The organism is Phormidesmis priestleyi BC1401 (assembly GCF_001650195.1).
GTDB lineage: Bacteria > Cyanobacteriota > Cyanobacteriia > Leptolyngbyales > Leptolyngbyaceae > Phormidesmis_A > Phormidesmis_A priestleyi_B.
Window position 1 is genome coordinate 22018 of record NZ_LXYR01000030.1, and the last position, 15659, is coordinate 37676.

At 49.8% G+C, this 15659-nt stretch carries 13 protein-coding genes; 7 read left to right on the plus strand and 6 right to left on the minus strand.

Going from position 1 to position 15659, the window contains the following annotated elements; all coding sequences use genetic code 11:
* Positions 1-97: 97 nt before the first annotated feature.
* Together A8707_RS15725 and A8707_RS15730 are read right to left on the minus strand one after the other, a co-directional pair.
* On the minus strand, positions 98-1420 hold the full coding sequence (locus A8707_RS15725; protein ID WP_068818200.1) for a tetratricopeptide repeat protein: 1323 nt from the start codon (positions 1418-1420) through the stop codon (positions 98-100).
* A 102-nt stretch (positions 1421-1522) separates the two neighbouring features.
* The gene (locus A8707_RS15730) at positions 1523-4300 is read right to left on the minus strand and encodes a zinc-dependent metalloprotease (protein ID WP_068818201.1); all 2778 of its coding nucleotides are present in this window, start codon (positions 4298-4300) and stop codon (positions 1523-1525) included.
* Positions 4301-4489: 189 nt separating this feature from the next.
* Between A8707_RS15730 and A8707_RS15735 the strand changes: the two genes are divergently transcribed.
* Positions 4490-5236: an SDR family NAD(P)-dependent oxidoreductase gene (locus A8707_RS15735; protein WP_068818202.1), complete on the plus strand. Its 747-nt coding sequence runs from the start codon at positions 4490-4492 to the stop codon at positions 5234-5236.
* 2 nt (positions 5237-5238) lie between these two features.
* On the opposite strand, the gene A8707_RS15740 is transcribed toward A8707_RS15735, so the two are convergent.
* The 3 genes from A8707_RS15740 to A8707_RS15750 form a co-directional block, all read right to left on the minus strand.
* Entirely contained in the window at positions 5239-5727 is a 489-nt protein-coding gene (locus A8707_RS15740; protein WP_068818203.1) for a crossover junction endodeoxyribonuclease RuvC, read from the minus strand.
* A 137-nt stretch (positions 5728-5864) separates the two neighbouring features.
* Positions 5865-7544, minus strand: coding sequence for a tetratricopeptide repeat protein (locus A8707_RS15745; RefSeq protein WP_068818204.1), 1680 nt, complete (start codon positions 7542-7544; stop codon positions 5865-5867).
* The gene (locus A8707_RS15750) at positions 7541-8863 is read right to left on the minus strand and encodes an ATP-binding protein (protein WP_068818205.1); all 1323 of its coding nucleotides are present in this window, start codon (positions 8861-8863) and stop codon (positions 7541-7543) included. Before A8707_RS15750 ends, A8707_RS15745 begins: the two co-directional genes overlap by 4 nt.
* 117 nt (positions 8864-8980) lie before the next feature.
* Here A8707_RS15750 and A8707_RS15755 point away from each other — a divergent pair, with 117 nt between their 5' ends.
* On the plus strand, positions 8981-9457 hold the full coding sequence (locus A8707_RS15755) for a hypothetical protein (RefSeq protein ID WP_068818206.1): 477 nt from the start codon (positions 8981-8983) through the stop codon (positions 9455-9457).
* A 766-nt stretch (positions 9458-10223) separates the two neighbouring features.
* Here A8707_RS15755 and pheS read toward each other — a convergent pair.
* Positions 10224-11225, minus strand: coding sequence for a phenylalanine--tRNA ligase subunit alpha (pheS, locus tag A8707_RS15760; protein WP_068818207.1), 1002 nt, complete (start codon positions 11223-11225; stop codon positions 10224-10226).
* A gap of 67 nt (positions 11226-11292) precedes the next feature.
* Between pheS and surE the strand changes: the two genes are divergently transcribed.
* From surE to A8707_RS15785, 5 genes are all read left to right on the plus strand, one after another.
* Entirely contained in the window at positions 11293-12096 is an 804-nt protein-coding gene (gene surE, locus A8707_RS15765) for a 5'/3'-nucleotidase SurE (protein ID WP_068818231.1), read from the plus strand.
* Between the two features lie 178 nt (positions 12097-12274).
* Positions 12275-13507 carry a zinc ribbon domain-containing protein gene (locus A8707_RS15770; RefSeq protein WP_068818208.1) on the plus strand — a complete coding sequence of 411 codons (1233 nt, stop codon included), beginning with the start codon at positions 12275-12277 and terminating at the stop codon, positions 13505-13507.
* 76 nt (positions 13508-13583) lie between these two features.
* On the plus strand, positions 13584-14894 hold the full coding sequence (locus A8707_RS15775; RefSeq protein ID WP_068818209.1) for a homoserine dehydrogenase: 1311 nt from the start codon (positions 13584-13586) through the stop codon (positions 14892-14894).
* Positions 14891-15100, plus strand: coding sequence for a hypothetical protein (locus A8707_RS15780; protein WP_231948102.1), 210 nt, complete (start codon positions 14891-14893; stop codon positions 15098-15100). The genes A8707_RS15775 and A8707_RS15780 overlap by 4 nt, the downstream gene beginning before the upstream one ends.
* Before the next feature lie 17 nt (positions 15101-15117).
* Positions 15118-15630, plus strand: coding sequence for a hypothetical protein (locus A8707_RS15785; RefSeq protein WP_068818210.1), 513 nt, complete (start codon positions 15118-15120; stop codon positions 15628-15630).
* The last annotated feature ends 29 nt before the right edge of the window (positions 15631-15659 follow it).

Sequence of the window (15659 nt, forward strand, 5' to 3'; positions counted from 1 at the left end):
TGGATTGTGGCGAGGTCGGCGGAGTTGTTCCACCTGAAAGTCTCCACAGCATTAAACGAATGTATTGTACATCACCTTCGTCAGGTCAATTTGGTACTCAGCGATCGTCCGAAGGGGGCTGACTCTGCTTCAAATACTTAAGCGAGAGATTGCGACCACTTTCAGCGTTAGGAAAGTCAGGAGTCAGTGCTAGGGCGTTGTTGTAGCTAGCGATCGCTGCCTCATGATTCTCTAATCGACTCAACGCCACTCCCCGGCTATACCAGGCTTTATCAAAGTCAGGAGTCAGACTCAACGCTTGGTCATAACTGGCGATCGCTGCCTCACTCTGCCCAACATGATCGAGCGATCGACCTCTGCGATACCAGCTTTCAGCGCACTTGGGATTGATCGCTAACGCTCGATCGAAGCTGGCGATCGCGTCGTCATAGCGCCCCAGTTTGCGAAGGGCAATGCCGCGACCACTCCAGGCTTCATGAAAATCGGGTTTAGCAGAAACTGCTCGATCGTAGTAGCCGATCGCCTGACTCACATCGCCTAATCTCTGAAAAGCGCATCCCTGGTTATAAAGTGCTGCTGGAAAATCAGGCTTGAGGTTGAGCGCCTCGTGATAGCTCTCGATCGCGTCTTCATAGCGCCACAGCGATTCCAGGGTGTTCCCTCGTTTATACCAGGCTTCATGAGAAGTAGGATTTAGCTGCAACGCTTTGTCGTAGCTTTCCAGAGCTTGTTCATCAAAGCCCAACTTGTGTAGAACATGGGCTTGATTGACCCACACTTCTGACACGTTGGATTTGATTTGCAGGACTCGATCGTAGCTGCCCAAAGCATCTTCAAAGCGTCCCAATCGATTAAACAGATTGCCCTGATTATAGTGAGCGTCCGAAAAGTGAGGACGAACCTCTAGCGCTTTTTGGTAACTGACGATCGCTGCCTCATACTGTCGCAAATAAGTTAAGACAATACCTCGGTTATACCAGGCGCGGGCGTAATCGGGCTTGAGCTTGAGGGTTTCTTCATAGCTGTAAAGCGCCTCCTGACTGGAATTGAGCTTCATCAGCGCGTTGCCTCGGTTATACCAAGCTTTATAGTTTTTGGGGTATGGGTCAATAGCACGATCATAGCTAACAACCGCTTCGTTAAAAAACTCTAGTTTTGCCAGTGCCATGCCCTGATCGTTCCAAGCAGGCGCGTAGTCAGATTGAAGGACAATGACCTCTTGAAAATTGACGATCGCCGCTCGATAATGCCCCAACTCGTACAAGGCTTTGCCGCGCTCATACCAGCCGACATACCAGTTGGGCTGTTTTTCTAGCGCTTTGTCAAACTGAGCGATCGCGCTTTCATAGGCTTTGGCTTTGCTCAACTGCCGCCCCTGCTGAAGAAAATAGTTGGCTTTTGAACTGAGAGGCTGACCCATAACCCCAGTGACCCAATAAAAGCAATCGTCACTCTATCACTATCAACCTTATGGGATCAGTAGCAAAATAACCAACTCAACTTACAAACATTACAAAAAGCGCTATTGCGATTGCAACTGTGCGTCTAATGCTTTGCCAATTCGATCGTGTGCTTCTTCTAAATGTGCCTTGGTGTAAAGATCTTTGTCATCAACTTTTCGCATGGCTCGATCGAGCTTGCCGTGAAGCTGTTTGAGTTCATAGCGAGCGATCGTGCGGGCATCTTCGGGGGCATTGACTTGCCTCAATACCATTGCGATCAGGGTGTTCATATATTCACGCTGCAGCGCGCGACGTAGACCCGAAAGCTTGACCCGATCGCCGGGTTGCAGCACTTCGCCCCAGATGCCCGTTTGCAGCGTGTCAAACAATTCTGGAATCGTCATCGCTTGCCCAGGCGCGGTTTTGAGTTCGGCATCTCTGAGACGAGCGAGGCGATCATAGCTCAACAAGTCAAACAAAACCATCGATTGCAAAAACAGAATGTTGTCATGAATCGGGTAGTCGAGATTGCTGGCTGGCTCGGTGCCCCAATGACTCCAGCGAGAGGGCGCGAGTTTGTTGAGAAGCTCTGGTGAGAATCGAAAGGTTTCTTCATTGAAGACATTTTTTTGCAGCACCGCTAATGCCTGACGCTGTTGCTCTAGCGGCACTGGCTCAAAGGGCAACCGTCCTTTTGCGTCGCCGTAGCGATAGCGGTTAAAAAACTGTCCGCCAACATACTCGGTCAAAAATAGCGAGTATTGGAAGTAGTAATCAAACACTGCATTAAACGCGACGCGAACTTCGTTAAAGCTTTCTCCTTGACTGGGATATCGACTATCGACTTTCTTCCACATCTCACGCGCATTATCCATCTGCCATTGTGTGTAGGTGAGCAAATTGCTGCTCAAATCAAACACGTTGACTTTGGGGTCGAGAAATGACGACGCATCTTCATCGGTGGCATAAGCAAGGGCTGGCTCTGGTGCCCGTTGCGCGATTTTGTCGAGGGTGCGCGTCTCAGCCTGCGGCACTTTGGCATCAATGGGCGTATAGCCATATTCGATCGCCCATTCGTCGTAAGGTCCAATCACTGAGGTGAAGAAATCACCCTGCTTAGTGCCCTGTGGAGCTAAGTTGACCGGATTGTAGTCCATCACGGAGGCAACAAGTCCGTTCTTTTGAGTAATCGCAGTGTTGTTTAAGTCTTCTGACTTCAGCATGGCGCTGCCGTGGAAATTGTGTCTCAGTCCCAAGGTGTGTCCGATTTCATGGGCGATTAGTTCGCGCACAAATTCATGCACATAGTTTTTCATTTCAGGACTGCTCGGCAAGACGTTTTGAAACATCGACAGTGCCATATTGCCGACTGCAAACTGTTTGGTGGCATCTAGCCCATAGCACAGGTCTTGGTAGTTTCCTAAGTGCGACCCAAACCGCAGTTTGGGCACGGCTGGCTGCTCGGTTTTTGCCGAGTGGCGCTGGAGCGATCGAGCCGCCATCCCATAGCGACAGAGGTTAGAATTTCCAGTCAAATGAGCCGCAAAAGGCACGGTTGACATCTGATTCTGCTCGACGAGGGTGCGATAGTCTTGGTTGAGCGATCGCACAAAGTCGGCGGACACAATTATGTCTGCATCTAAAATCTCGCCCGTGAGTGGGTTGACCCGCGACGGACCCATTGCAAAAATCGCATCGGTCGAGTTAAACCAGCGAATCGTGTTGTAGCGCACATCTGCGGGGTCCCAATCGGCGTTATCGGGCATTTGCTGCACTGCGATCGCATCTTTAAACCCAATCTTTTCAAAGGCGCGATTCCACAGCAAAACGCCTTCTCTCACAGCATCGCGATGTTCAACGGGAATGGTGTTTTCGAGCCAAAACACGATCGGTTTTTTGGGTGCAGACATCGCGGCAGTCGGGTCTTTTTTCTCTAAATGCCAGCGATTGATGTATCGAATAAACGCTTGTCGCGGCGTATCATCGTCTAAATCTTTAAACGCGCTGATGAAATAGCCGATGCGATCGTCGGCTAACCGGGGACGATAGCCGTTCTTTTCGGGCAGTTTAGAGAGGCTGTAGCGAACGCGCAAATTAAACGATCGGCTGTCGGGCAGTGCGGCAATGTAGCTCGGCATCGCGCTATCGGCATCGCCGCCTGAGAAGCCAAAAACTGACTCAATCTCGACGTTAAGCGGAAAGGCTTTTGCTTTACTCAAATAAGATTTGGTGGCATCGATCGTGTAGCTGCTTTTGAGATAGCTTGCGAGTACGGGTGTCAGTCCAGGCAGATCGCTCAATAGTAAAGGAGTCAGATCGACCAGAATGCTTTTTCGCTGAGGGTGAATGCTGCGGATGGGCAAGACTTCTAGCACCGAATCGCTGAAAGAGCGATCGACCGATCGTGCCATTGGGGTTCCCGCTTGGGCACGAAAAAACGTGTTGGGAATCACAAACTGAATGCCATTATTGACGCGACGAAAGGTGAAGAGAAAGTCGCCTAATGGCAATCCGCTATAAATTCCTCGCTCTCCCAGACCCGATTCGAGCGTCATGGCAGCGAGATAATTGCGATTCAACTGGTCAGGCTGAATTTCAGCAAACAGCTTTCCGGTCTTCTCATTTCGGTAGAGCGAAAACAGCCCTGGCGATCGAGTCGCTCCTTTCACTACTTGGTCAAAGGGTTTGAACTGAGGCTTTTCTGATTCACCGTCTTCCTCTACCGCATCTTTTTTAGGTGCCTCTGCCAAGGGAGTTTGAGCGCTCAGTCGATCGGGTAACCATTGATGGAAGCCTAGAGGCACCACAACCAAAAACAGCCCAAGTAGAAATGCGAGAAGAATCGATCGTGGTTTCATTCTGATTGCCGTTCACCAAAGCAAGAGTTTTTTAGCTGCAAATCACTCACACTACCCTGACGCGAAACGCCACCGCTCAATGGTAGAGGATGACGTTGGAGTTTAGCTTAACTTATGAATTGGTTTTACAGGCTGCTCTCATTAAAAAGTTAGGTGATATGCTCAGAGGAATTTTATATCAGAACCGTAATGGACGATCGTGACCCAAAAACTGCGCTAATCGTCGGAGCGGGTCAAGGAATTGGCTTAGAGTTTGTGCGGCAGTTTCTCAGTGAGAATCGGGTCGATCGAGTCTATGCCACTTATCGAACTCCATCTTCAGAACTGGTTGCCATCCCCGATCCTCGGCTGCACTGCCTGCAAATGGACATCACTCAAGAGTCGCAGATTGCCTCCGCGATTCAAAAAATTCAGACCGAGACGACCACGCTGCACGCCATCATTAATTGTGTGGGTGTCTTGCACGATGGCGCGATGCAGCCTGAAAAGAGTTTGCGACATCTCAATACCGATCAACTGCTGCACTATTTTCAAGTGAATAGCATCGGTGCCGTGATGTTAGCCAAGCATGTGCAGCCCTTTTTGAAACATCGAAACCGCGCCATTTTTGCCACGATTTCCGCTAAGGTCGGCAGCATTGGCGACAACCAGTTAGGCGGCTGGTATGGCTATCGTGCCTCTAAAACCGCGCTGAATATGTTTATGCGAACGGTCGCGATCGAGTATGGACGAACCTGTCCTAGCACGATCGTGGTTACGCTCCATCCCGGCACCACTGACACTCAGTTATCTCGTCCGTTTCAGCGCAATGTTGCCCCTGAGAAGTTGTTTTCGGTCGATCGCACCGTCACGCAACTGTTACAGGTGATCGATCATCTACAAAACAGTGATAGTGGAGAATTCTTCTCGTGGGATGGTAGTCGATTGCCTTGGTAGGGCTATTTTATGTTGGCGCTCATGCCGATTTGGGCGGCGTAGGCGATCGCTAATCCATCCGCCGCGTCGTCGGGCTTAGGAAGCTCTGACAGACTAAAGATCATCATCACGGCGCGCTGAACCTCTGATTTATCGGCTCCATATTTTGAGACGGCTGATTTGACTTGCGATTGGTGCAAAAAGATTGGCGACCCTAATCCACATTCTCCCAGCGCTAACTCAATCACTCCGAGCGCCCGCAGCACTTTTCCGGCGTTGGTGTTCTCTCGCGTGAAGAAGGGCATTTCGAGTGCTGCCACGTCTGGCTTGAGAGCCTGACACAACTCACAAATATCATCATGAATTTGCTTGAGCCGCTCAAAGATTGGCATATCTTTCGACGTTTTGATGACTCCATAATCAATCACCACGCTATCTCGAATCACCCCATATCCGATCGTGGCGATCGCTGGGTCAATTCCTAAGATGATTTTTCCGGTGAAATCAAGCATGAAGTGAGTGAATCAAAGTCTTTATACAATACACCCGAACTAGCTTTGTCGTTGGAGCAAATAGAATAGAACGATCGAATTGCTTAAAAGTGATTGCTAACTTCAACACTAAAAATATATGGCTAGAGTCAAACTCACTATTCTCCAATCAACGCCCGGAACCGATCGTCGTTGCGAATGCGATCGAAATCTGGGTCGGTTTTTGCCATGTCCTGATAGTCGGAATCAAGGGTGATGGCTTGTCGCAGGGTTGCAATGGCTAAATCGATCGTTCCCTGCAAAGCATAACAGCAGGCTTTGTTGTAGTAAGCACTTGCATAGTCGGGCTGAATTTGCAGCGCTTTGTCATAGCTTTGGATCGCCTCCTCCTTGCGTCCTAAGTCAGACAGCGCATTGCCGCGGTTGTACCAGGCTTCGTGCTTGTCCGGTTTAATGTCTACGGCTTTGTCATAGCTTTGGATCGCCTCCTCCTTGCGTCCTAAGTCATCCAGCGCCACGCCGCGGCTGTACCACGCTTCGTGCTTGTCCGGTTTAATGTCTACGGCTTTGTCATAGCTTTGGATCGCCTCCTCCTTGCGTCCTAAGTCATCCAGCGCCACGCCGCGGTTGTACCACGCTTCGTGCTTGTCCGGTTTGATGTCTACGGCTTTGTCATAGCTTTGGATTGCTTCCTCGTTGCGTCCTAAGGCAGACAGCGCATTGCCGCGGTTGTACCAGGCTGCGTGATAGTCCGGTTTGATCGCCACGGCTCGGTCATAGCTTTGAACCGCCTCCTCCTGGCGTCCTAAGACAGACAGCACTAAGCCGCGGATATACCAGGCTTCGTGATCGTCCGGTTTGATCGCCACGGCTCGGTCATAGCTTTGAACCGCCTCCTCCTTGCGCCCTAAGGCAGACAGCGCTACACCGCGCATATGCCAGGCTTTGTGATCGTCCGGTTTGATCGCCACGGCTCGGTCATAGCTTTGAACCGCCTCCTCCTTGCGCCCTAAGGTAGACAGCGCTACGCCGCGATCGCACCAAGCTTCGTGATAATCCGGTTTGATCGCCAGCAGCTTCTCCCAACTGGTAATAGCATTCTCATAGTCCTGTTCGGCAACAAACAGAAGACCGAGTTTAAGCAGGAGGTCACACTGGCGGCGCTCAGAGCCAACGCCCATCTCTTGCAACATTGCTTTGAGAGTGAGGATCTTTTCTACCCGCTCCTGGGGCATCAGTTTCACATATTGGTTATAACCACCGTCTGACAAGAATCGATCGGCTTCTGCGGCAACCTCCTTAGAGTCAGGGGGAAAGCGGAACAAGCCAGAGCGCCAGTCTAGAAAATCTGCTGCTCGTTGAATGAAATAATCCACCACAAATGGGGGTACCAGAAACACAAACCGAGCCGGGAAGTCATTCCGCAGATGTTCACGCTGCTGGTTCAGGTGGTTCAAAATCTTGGGAACCCCCTTCCAACTGTAGTTATAAATCTCTCCACTCCCCCAACCACTGAGGCGTTTCACGTCTTCATAGGCATAGAGAGAGGCTTCTAACCCATCCAACACCAGCACATCAAAGGGTTGCTGCTGCCAGAGGGTATCAATCTGATCATAGAGAGTCGTGACTTCCCCCACGAGGTGCAATTCTTGAATCTGCTGCTTCGGCAGATCGTGATGTAAGCTTGCAACGATCTCCGCTCCCTGGCTCTTAGAGCATTGGACGAAAAACAGCCCGAATCCCTGCTTGCGCTGCAACGCCCGCCGCAAGGCACGATAGACCTCTTCCCCGGTCTCTGGGGGTAACTCATCATCCCAGTCAAACGAGCTTACTGTCATGGCTTCAGTTTAGCGAGTTCATCCTGAAACCGTTGAATCTTGTAGATCAAAGGATGCACATCATACCAAATGCGAATCTCCCCCTCCCGATCGAGACATCGATACTCTAGAATGCAGCGACGTTGCAGCAGACTGCGATGCTCGTTGTCGTTCGGAATTTCCCGGCGGCGATAGCTAACCAGAGCCAGCCGCTCCCACTCTGGCTCCTCCACAGCCCGGTGATACACGGCTCGCAGTTCCGTAATCGCTCGTTGCACCGATTTCGCTGAGATTGGGAATTGATCCGTCCGGTTGATTGAGTCCTGCATCATCTGCATCAACTCCCGAATATGACCCCCACAAGCAATGCACAGCCGTTCTAGGGTTTCGCGACTGTCAAACACCTGAGTATCGAGATCCAAATCTGGGGCATAGGTTTGCACCCGCCGTTGAATCGCTTCTCGCAACTTTGCTAATCCTGTTGGGTAAACGCTGCCGTTCTGCTCCTGCACCATCACCATCGGCAACACCTGAGTTGTGCCGTAGATCGTCTGCACCTCATTTGCCCAACGAGAATAAACCAGAGCGATCGGCACCGTGTAGATCATGTGGCAATCCAGCCCCTTCAATTGCTCACTGCGATCGAGAAAAATCTCCTCATGATTGCTGCGCCCATTGTCCTGAAAGTCGATCGGAATCCGATCCAGGTTATCTACAATCATCGCCAGCTTAGTTTTGCCGTTGGGGAGATGCTGACGGGCATCGGCAATAAACTCGTTCAGGGCAGTCAGCAGCGTAATGGTGTGCGGATTCACCTTCTCTCGAATCTTGGCACGCTGAGTGGGTTCGGCACGAATACTAGCCGTGAGTTTGGTAAACATCGCCAGAGATTGCTCCAGGCTGATTTTATCCAGGGAAACGTCCATCAGCGCCAGGTCTTTGAGTTCTTGCCCCCGATCGCGCAGCCAGTTTTGAATGGGAGCGACATTGGCAGAACGAATGTCTTTCAAAAAACGCCGAGTACACGCCAGCAAGATATCAATATATTCCACGTTTTGCGGATCGATATCTTCTTCATCTGCCTCAAAATAGACCACAAAGAAGCCGTGATCCTCCAGGCTTTTTTGCAATCGCCGCAGTTCTGTAGACTTGCCACTGCCCCGATGCCCGGTATAAAGCTGATAGGTACTCTGATCCGAGTTGCGAATCCGCTTGCCCACATCACTCTCAATGTTTTCATCACCCCGCACCTCCCGACAATCTACATACTGCGGGTCACCCGCTGGCAACGGACGGGACGGGTCAAACGAGTTGTAGATTCTGGGTAAGAGATCGCTCATGGTGAATTTATCTCATGCTGGAATTTATTGTAAACCAAGGGGAAAGGGAAGCATCCGTGCGATCGTCCGCTCAAATGGGCACTCTCAAAGGAACATTCCCACAGGAACTTTTACCCAATGCCATACCAAAACATCTCCGCCAAGCTCTCGTCCACCGATCTTGACGAAATCAAAGCTGCCCTGAGCACGATCGAAGCCAAACTGCCCTTCCTGATTCATCTCACCGCCGAAGAACGCCGCAAGCTATTCAAAATGGGCAACAAAAGCCTCTCCTTTGTCAGCAATAGTCTCACGGCTGCCCAGTCCAACCCCGACATTCTTCCAGCCAGTTTTGCCCTAGACGAATTCGCCCTTGACTACCAGCTTGCCGCCTCCCTCACCGAGGTACACCTGAGACTGCAACAACTCACCGAAAAGGTAGACGACACTCTAATGGCGGTCAGCAGTGAAGCTATGAACAGCAGCCTGACCGTCTATGACTATGTGAAAACCGCTGCCAAAAAGACTCCTGGACTGAAGGCAATTTCCGAGCAGTTGGGCGAACGCTTCAAAACCCTCCGTCAAAAAGTCTCCAAAGAATCATCTGCATCCTGACTGCCGTATTTCCTCGCTGACCAGCCAGCAGAACTCATTAGCGAGGTCTATATCTTCTCTCACGAGTCTTTTGCATCTCTCTCACGAGTTTTTGCACCTCAGCGACGAGTCTTTGTAACTCGCTCACGAGTCTTTGCAACTCGCTCACACGTCTTTGCACTTCATCAATGAGTCTTCGATCGTCTCCCGTGAGTCTCTACGCCTCTCTTACAAGTCTTTGAATTTCTCTTACGAGTCTCTGTGAGTGTCCCGCGAGGTGAAACTTTAGAAAGAAGGACTTAAAGAAGTCACACATGGCGTTAGTGGGTTTCGCACAGTTAGCCCCGTAGCGAAGGCTCTGCAAAACAATATTGGGTGTTGCTGAATCCGAGTATGAATCGATGAATTCTCCCTCACCCTAGCCTTTTCCCTAAAAGCTACCGTGTACACACAAGTCTTTCGCTCAGTCATCGCTGAGACTCTCGCCCCCTAAATCCCCCATTCTGGGGGACTTTGAGATCAAACGAGGTTTTAGAGGTCAAGCCATTTATCTCGTTCAAAGTCCCCCAATTTTGGGGGATTTAGGGGGCTTAAGCCGACTCAAACGAAGCGACGAGGACTTGTACATACACGGTAGCCCTAAAGGAGAGGGAACAAGAATTCTAGCTCCCTTCTCCCGCGGGAGAAGGGTTGGCGAGGGCTTCGCCCCACTTCGTGAGGAGAGCAATTCATATCTGCATTCGCCAACGTCAATATTTAATCCGGGGGAGTTAAACTATGACTGAGATCAGAACTGCTTCAAGAACCGCAAATCGCTGCTATACAACCGACGAATATCGTCGATCTGGTGCATCACCATCGCCAAGCGCTCCACCCCAAACCCCGCCGCAAATCCGGTATACACTTCAGGGTCATAGCCCACCGCTTTGAGCACATTGGGATCGACCATTCCACAGCCTAGAATCTCCAACCAGCGACCCTTCCATTGCACATCGACCTCCGCAGACGGCTCTGTGAATGGGAAGAAACTGGGACGAAAGCGAATCGGCAAATCGCCAAACATTTCTTGTAAGAACACTTTGATCGTGCCTTTGAGATCGGTGAAAGTTAAACCTTCGTCGATCGCCAAAATTTCGATCTGATTAAACACGGCGGAGTGAGTTGCATCCACCGTATCGCGACGATAGACCCGACCGGGCACCGCAATCCGAATCGGCGGATCGTTGTTCTCCATGTAGCGGATTTGCACCGTTGAAGTATGGGTTCTCAACAGGTTGCCATCGGGTAAATAAAGCGTATCCTGCATATCTCGCGCCGGATGGTCGGGCAAGAAATTCAGCGCCTCGAAGTTATAGTAATCGGTCTCCATTTCAGGACCTTCAGCAACGGTGTACCCCATGCCGACGAAGATATCGAGCACCTGATCGATCGTGCCATTGAGCGGATGCACTCGACCTTGAGGACGAAACACTCCCGGCATCGTCACGTCGATCGTTTCTGCCTCTAATCGCGCTTGAATCTGAGCCGCTTGTAGAGCGGTGCGCGTCCGATCGAGGTCGCCCTGAATCGCTTCTTTGACCTCATTAGCACGGGCACCGACGCGGGGACGCTCGGCAGGGTCGAGTTTGCCCATGCCGCCCAGCACTTGCGGAATCGGTCCTTTTTTGCCGAGATACTTGACGCGAAGTTGCTCTAGTTGGTCAAGCGTTTCGGTCGCAGCAATGGCGGCTTGGGCTTCTTGCCGGATTGCATCTAGCTGAGATTCAAGTTCGATCGTCTGAGCAGTCATACTAAGAAAGGATAGAGGGACGCAATACGGCGTAAAGTCGATTTGTTTTATTAGTTTAATGGATTCGATGAAACTCCTGATCAGCAACGACGATGGTGTTTATGCTTTGGGCATTCGGGTTTTGGCAAACACCCTGGCAACCGCGGGACATGACGTGACGGTGGTGTGCCCCGATCGTGAGCGCTCTGCTACTGGGCACGGGCTTACCCTCCATCAACCGATTCGAGCCGACGTGATTGAGGCGATTTTTCACCCCTCGATCAAAGCCTGGGCGTGTTCAGGAACGCCCTCAGACTGCGTGAAGCTGGCTCTCTGGGCGCTGTTAGACAGTCCTCCTGATTTTGTGCTGTCGGGCATCAATCATGGCGCAAACCTGGGCACCGATGTCCTTTATTCGGGAACCGTTTCAGCCGCGATGGAAGGCGTGCTTGAGGGAATTCCTAGCATTGCGTTTAGTTTGACAAGCCATAAGTCTCATGACTTTCAACCAGCGGCAGACTTTGCGTGTTCTTTGGTTCAACAGCTAAAAGAGCAGCCGTTGCCGTTGACGTTGCTGAATGTGAATGTTCCGGCAATCGCGGCTTCTGAAATCAAGGGAGCGATCGTCACGCGTCAAGGGATTCGTCGCTATGTTGATGTGTTTGAGAAACGAGCCGATCCGAGAGGCAAAACGTATTATTGGCTGGCAGGCGAATTGCTTGAAGATGTAGAAGATCCCGGTGTGCCAGATGAGGTTCCGACTGATGTGCAGGCAAATCGAGACCACTACATTACGATTACGCCGCTTCACTACAATCTCACCTCACCGTCGGGTCTAAAGGTGATGCAGCAATGGGCACAAGGATTTCCTCAAATCAAGTCAACAGATTGAAGCAGATTTCATCGCGTTCAGATCCCCGAATCTTTTGAGACTTGGGGATTGTAGTTCGGTGCATCATCTCTGATGAAGATTTGTAATCTGTGCCAATCTCGAAAGAGTCAACGCTCCGCAATTTTTATGAGGTGAGTGTCAGATATGCTGTGCTTCTAACTTAGAGAATTAACACGATATGTTTGCCAGAGTTCGTCGGCTTTTGAATCGATTTTTTAACCGATCGCGCACTATTAACAACGAACCTCTCAACAAAGTGAGCCTAATTGTTCTCATTTTGGTTGACTTGTTCATCTTATTTAATGTCTTTTCAGGACTCAACGATATTAGCGGATGGCATCTCGCCCCAGCGCAAGCCTATCCTTGTTACTCTGACTGGAAAAATTATCAGACTGAAACCAAAAAAGATAAAGAATACGACGTAATCAATAACGCTTTCACGTCTTCTCCCAACCCATCTAGTTTTCGACAAAGCTATCAGCAGACTGAAGTTGGACATTTAGGCAACGTTTCTGAAACCTGTTTGAAGTATGCAGATTATCAAGACAAAATCAAAACTTCCGAAAATCAAAAGACGGTCAATCTGATTGATCAAAAAGAAAATAAAGTTAGCTCGATCGAGTCAAATAACCGCAAAATTCGCGCTCAATATGACTCAACGCTGTTAGAAAAGCTTGCGGGTCAGGCTCCTGGACAGTCGATCAATCAAGTCGCGGCTGAGAAAGCGAAACAGGAGCTAGACCAAAACAATCGCACGATTTCCACGCTTAAAACAGAAACGTCTGCCCTTAAAACTCAACTGATTGCCAAGCCAGAGAGCGCTAGTTTTATCGCTTTTTTGAACGATCGTCAAAGTTTTGGAGATGTTGAAAAAGGCTATCAGCAAGCTTCTTTTTGGTATCCCAGCCTTCAGTTTGCGTTTCAGGCTCTCTTCTTGTTGCCGCTCATTGCTGTTGCTTGGTTTGTCTATCGATTTGCTCACCGCAAAGGCTATGGACTCATCGCGTTGATTAGCTGGCATTTGCTAGTGATCTTTTTTATTCCACTGATTTTCAAAGTCTTTGAATTTTTGCAAGTCGGCGCACTGTTTGAATTCTTGTTCAGCATCATCAGCACCCTATTTGGTGGGCTACTGTTTCTGATTAACTATGTTTATATCCTACTGATTCCACTTGTTGGATTTGGGATTATCAAGTTTTTTCAAAAGTTTGCGTTCAATCCTAAAAATCAGGCGGCAACTAGAGTTCAAAAATCAGAGTGTCTGCAATGTGCCAGAAAAATCCGCCAGCAAGATTCTCACTGTCCTCACTGTGGCTATGCTCAATACGCCGAGTGTCTCAACTGTCATGATTTGACTTACAAAAACTTACCTTACTGTAAGCAATGCGGACAGTCTCAAAATCTCACCTAGTCGTTCTATTTCTCAAAAATCACCGATCGCACCCATACAATTCTAAAATGGGTAGCGGTTGTAGTAGGACATCACTGTGGCGTTTAAAGTTGGTTTACTTGGCTTGGGAACCGTTGGCACCGGAACCGTTGAGATTTTGCGTGACCCGGCTCAACGGCATCCCTTGCTGCAAGAGCTAGTCATTCATAAAATAGGAGTCCGATCGCTCGACAAAGCTCGATCGCTAAACCTATCCCCAGACCTGCTCACCACCGATTTAGACGCGATCGTCACTGACCCCGAAATCGATATCATCGTCGAAGTTATAGGCGGCTTAGAACCTGCCCGATCGCTGATTCTTAAAGCGATCGCCCACAAGAAACACGTCGTGACTGCGAACAAGGCGGCGATCGCGCGGTTTGGTGACGAAATCTTCACAGCAGCCTCAGAAGCGGGAGTCTACGTCTTACTAGAAGCCGCCGTTGGAGGCGGAATTCCTGTGATTGAGCCGCTTAAACAATCGCTGTGCGCCAATCGCATCAATACCGTCATAGGCATCGTGAACGGCACGACAAATTACATTCTGACTCGAATGCAAACAGAGGGCGGCGACTTTGGCGAGATTTTGGCAGACGCTCAACAGCTTGGTTATGCCGAAGCCGATCCGACAGCGGATGTCGATGGGTTAGATGCCGCCGATAAGATTGCAATTCTCGCGTCCTTGGCATTTAGTGGACGCATCAAACTTTCGGAAGTCTACTGTGAGGGCATTCGGCAGGTTGGCGCGGCAGAGATTGCCTATGCAGAAAAGCTGGGATTTGTGATTAAGCTATTGGCGATCGCCAAACGCGAATCCGACGAGCAATTGCAGGTAAGAGTGCATCCGACTCTCGTTCCTAAAGCTCATCCTCTCGCGAATGTGAATGATGTCTACAACGCGATTCTGATTGAGGGAGATCCGATCGGGCAGGTGATGTTTTTTGGGCGCGGTGCGGGTGCAGGTCCAACTGCCAGCGCGGTGGTTTCAGATATTCTCAATATCGCGGCGATTTTGAAAGTCGGACGTGGGCAGATCACTCAAGCGGATGTCCCACCGATACTCGATCCCTTGTTAGCGTGTTCGCATCAGCATTACTGCACGATCGCGCCGATGTCAGAGCTTGTAACCCGATTTTATGCCCGATTCCTCACACAAGATTATCCTGGTGTGATCGGCAAACTGGGCACTTGTTTTGGCGATCACGAGGTCAGCCTAGAGTCTGTCGTGCAAGCCGGACTCCGTGACGGACTCGCTGAAATTGTGGTCGTCACTCACGATGTCCGAGAAGGCAATTTCCGCGAAGCGCTGGATGAGATTCAACGCATGACCACGGTTGCAAAAGTTGCCAGTGTGCTGCGAGTTTTGTGATTGCTACAATGGGAAGAAAGAGAGACATTCAGCAGATAGAAGCGATCGCTCAAGAATTTAAAATGACGCAAGAAGAACGAAGGGACTTCGGAGACTTCTTAGAGATGGAAAAAATCAATGGACAAGGCGGCACAAAAAATGATCGGGTTGACTTTACTTACGAAGAACTAAGACAAAAAGCGCGTGAGTTTCTAAGCTTAAGTTGAGATGTGACTGTAAACCTATGACCACAGATTCAGCCCAGAAAACGTTGACTACCTCTGATCTAAGAATCGTTCACACAATTGTCGATCGACTATTAGGTAAAACTTGTTGGCAAGCAAGGTTCAGCTATGGCGACGAACTCACCCTCCATTTTGGCGATCGGGTGTCCTATGCTCAATCTTCTATGGCTAATTTGGAAAAAGGAAGTTGGATTTTAGGAACACGCGGAACGAATTGGCAGTTAAGCCGTGCATCTCACTGCATCGTAAATTCTGATGCAACCCCTGAAACCATGCGGGAGAATGTTCGTCAAATTGAGGGGCTTGCACTAACGGCATTAGATATCAACTATCCAAGCCTTGGGCTAATCTTGACTTTTGAGGAGCAACTTCAATTGAGCGTACTACCGTGTCTAGCTGATGATGAATATGAACTACCCTATTGGGAGCTATTTACACCTGAACACTACGTTTTAAAGGTGGGATCAAGATTAACTTGGTCATACACTAGGGCAACTACATCTAAAACTTAACTTTGGCTTTTGAGTCTAACGTACTAACG

What these genes read in the sequence shown, in the direction of transcription:
- A8707_RS15725 (WP_068818200.1), bottom strand. Translation starts at nt 1,420, where the DNA reads ATGGGTCAGCCTCTCAGTTCAAAAGCCAACTATTTTCTTCAGCAGGGG.
- A8707_RS15730 (WP_068818201.1), bottom strand. Translation starts at nt 4,300, where the DNA reads ATGAAACCACGATCGATTCTTCTCGCATTTCTACTTGGGCTGTTTTTG.
- A8707_RS15735 (WP_068818202.1), top strand. Translation starts at nt 4,490, where the DNA reads ATGGACGATCGTGACCCAAAAACTGCGCTAATCGTCGGAGCGGGTCAA.
- A8707_RS15740 (WP_068818203.1), bottom strand. Translation starts at nt 5,727, where the DNA reads ATGCTTGATTTCACCGGAAAAATCATCTTAGGAATTGACCCAGCGATC.
- A8707_RS15745 (WP_068818204.1), bottom strand. Translation starts at nt 7,544, where the DNA reads ATGACAGTAAGCTCGTTTGACTGGGATGATGAGTTACCCCCAGAGACC.
- A8707_RS15750 (WP_068818205.1), bottom strand. Translation starts at nt 8,863, where the DNA reads ATGAGCGATCTCTTACCCAGAATCTACAACTCGTTTGACCCGTCCCGT.
- A8707_RS15755 (WP_068818206.1), top strand. Translation starts at nt 8,981, where the DNA reads ATGCCATACCAAAACATCTCCGCCAAGCTCTCGTCCACCGATCTTGAC.
- pheS (WP_068818207.1), bottom strand. Translation starts at nt 11,225, where the DNA reads ATGACTGCTCAGACGATCGAACTTGAATCTCAGCTAGATGCAATCCGG.
- surE (WP_068818231.1), top strand. Translation starts at nt 11,293, where the DNA reads ATGAAACTCCTGATCAGCAACGACGATGGTGTTTATGCTTTGGGCATT.
- A8707_RS15770 (WP_068818208.1), top strand. Translation starts at nt 12,275, where the DNA reads ATGTTTGCCAGAGTTCGTCGGCTTTTGAATCGATTTTTTAACCGATCG.
- A8707_RS15785 (WP_068818210.1), top strand. Translation starts at nt 15,118, where the DNA reads ATGACCACAGATTCAGCCCAGAAAACGTTGACTACCTCTGATCTAAGA.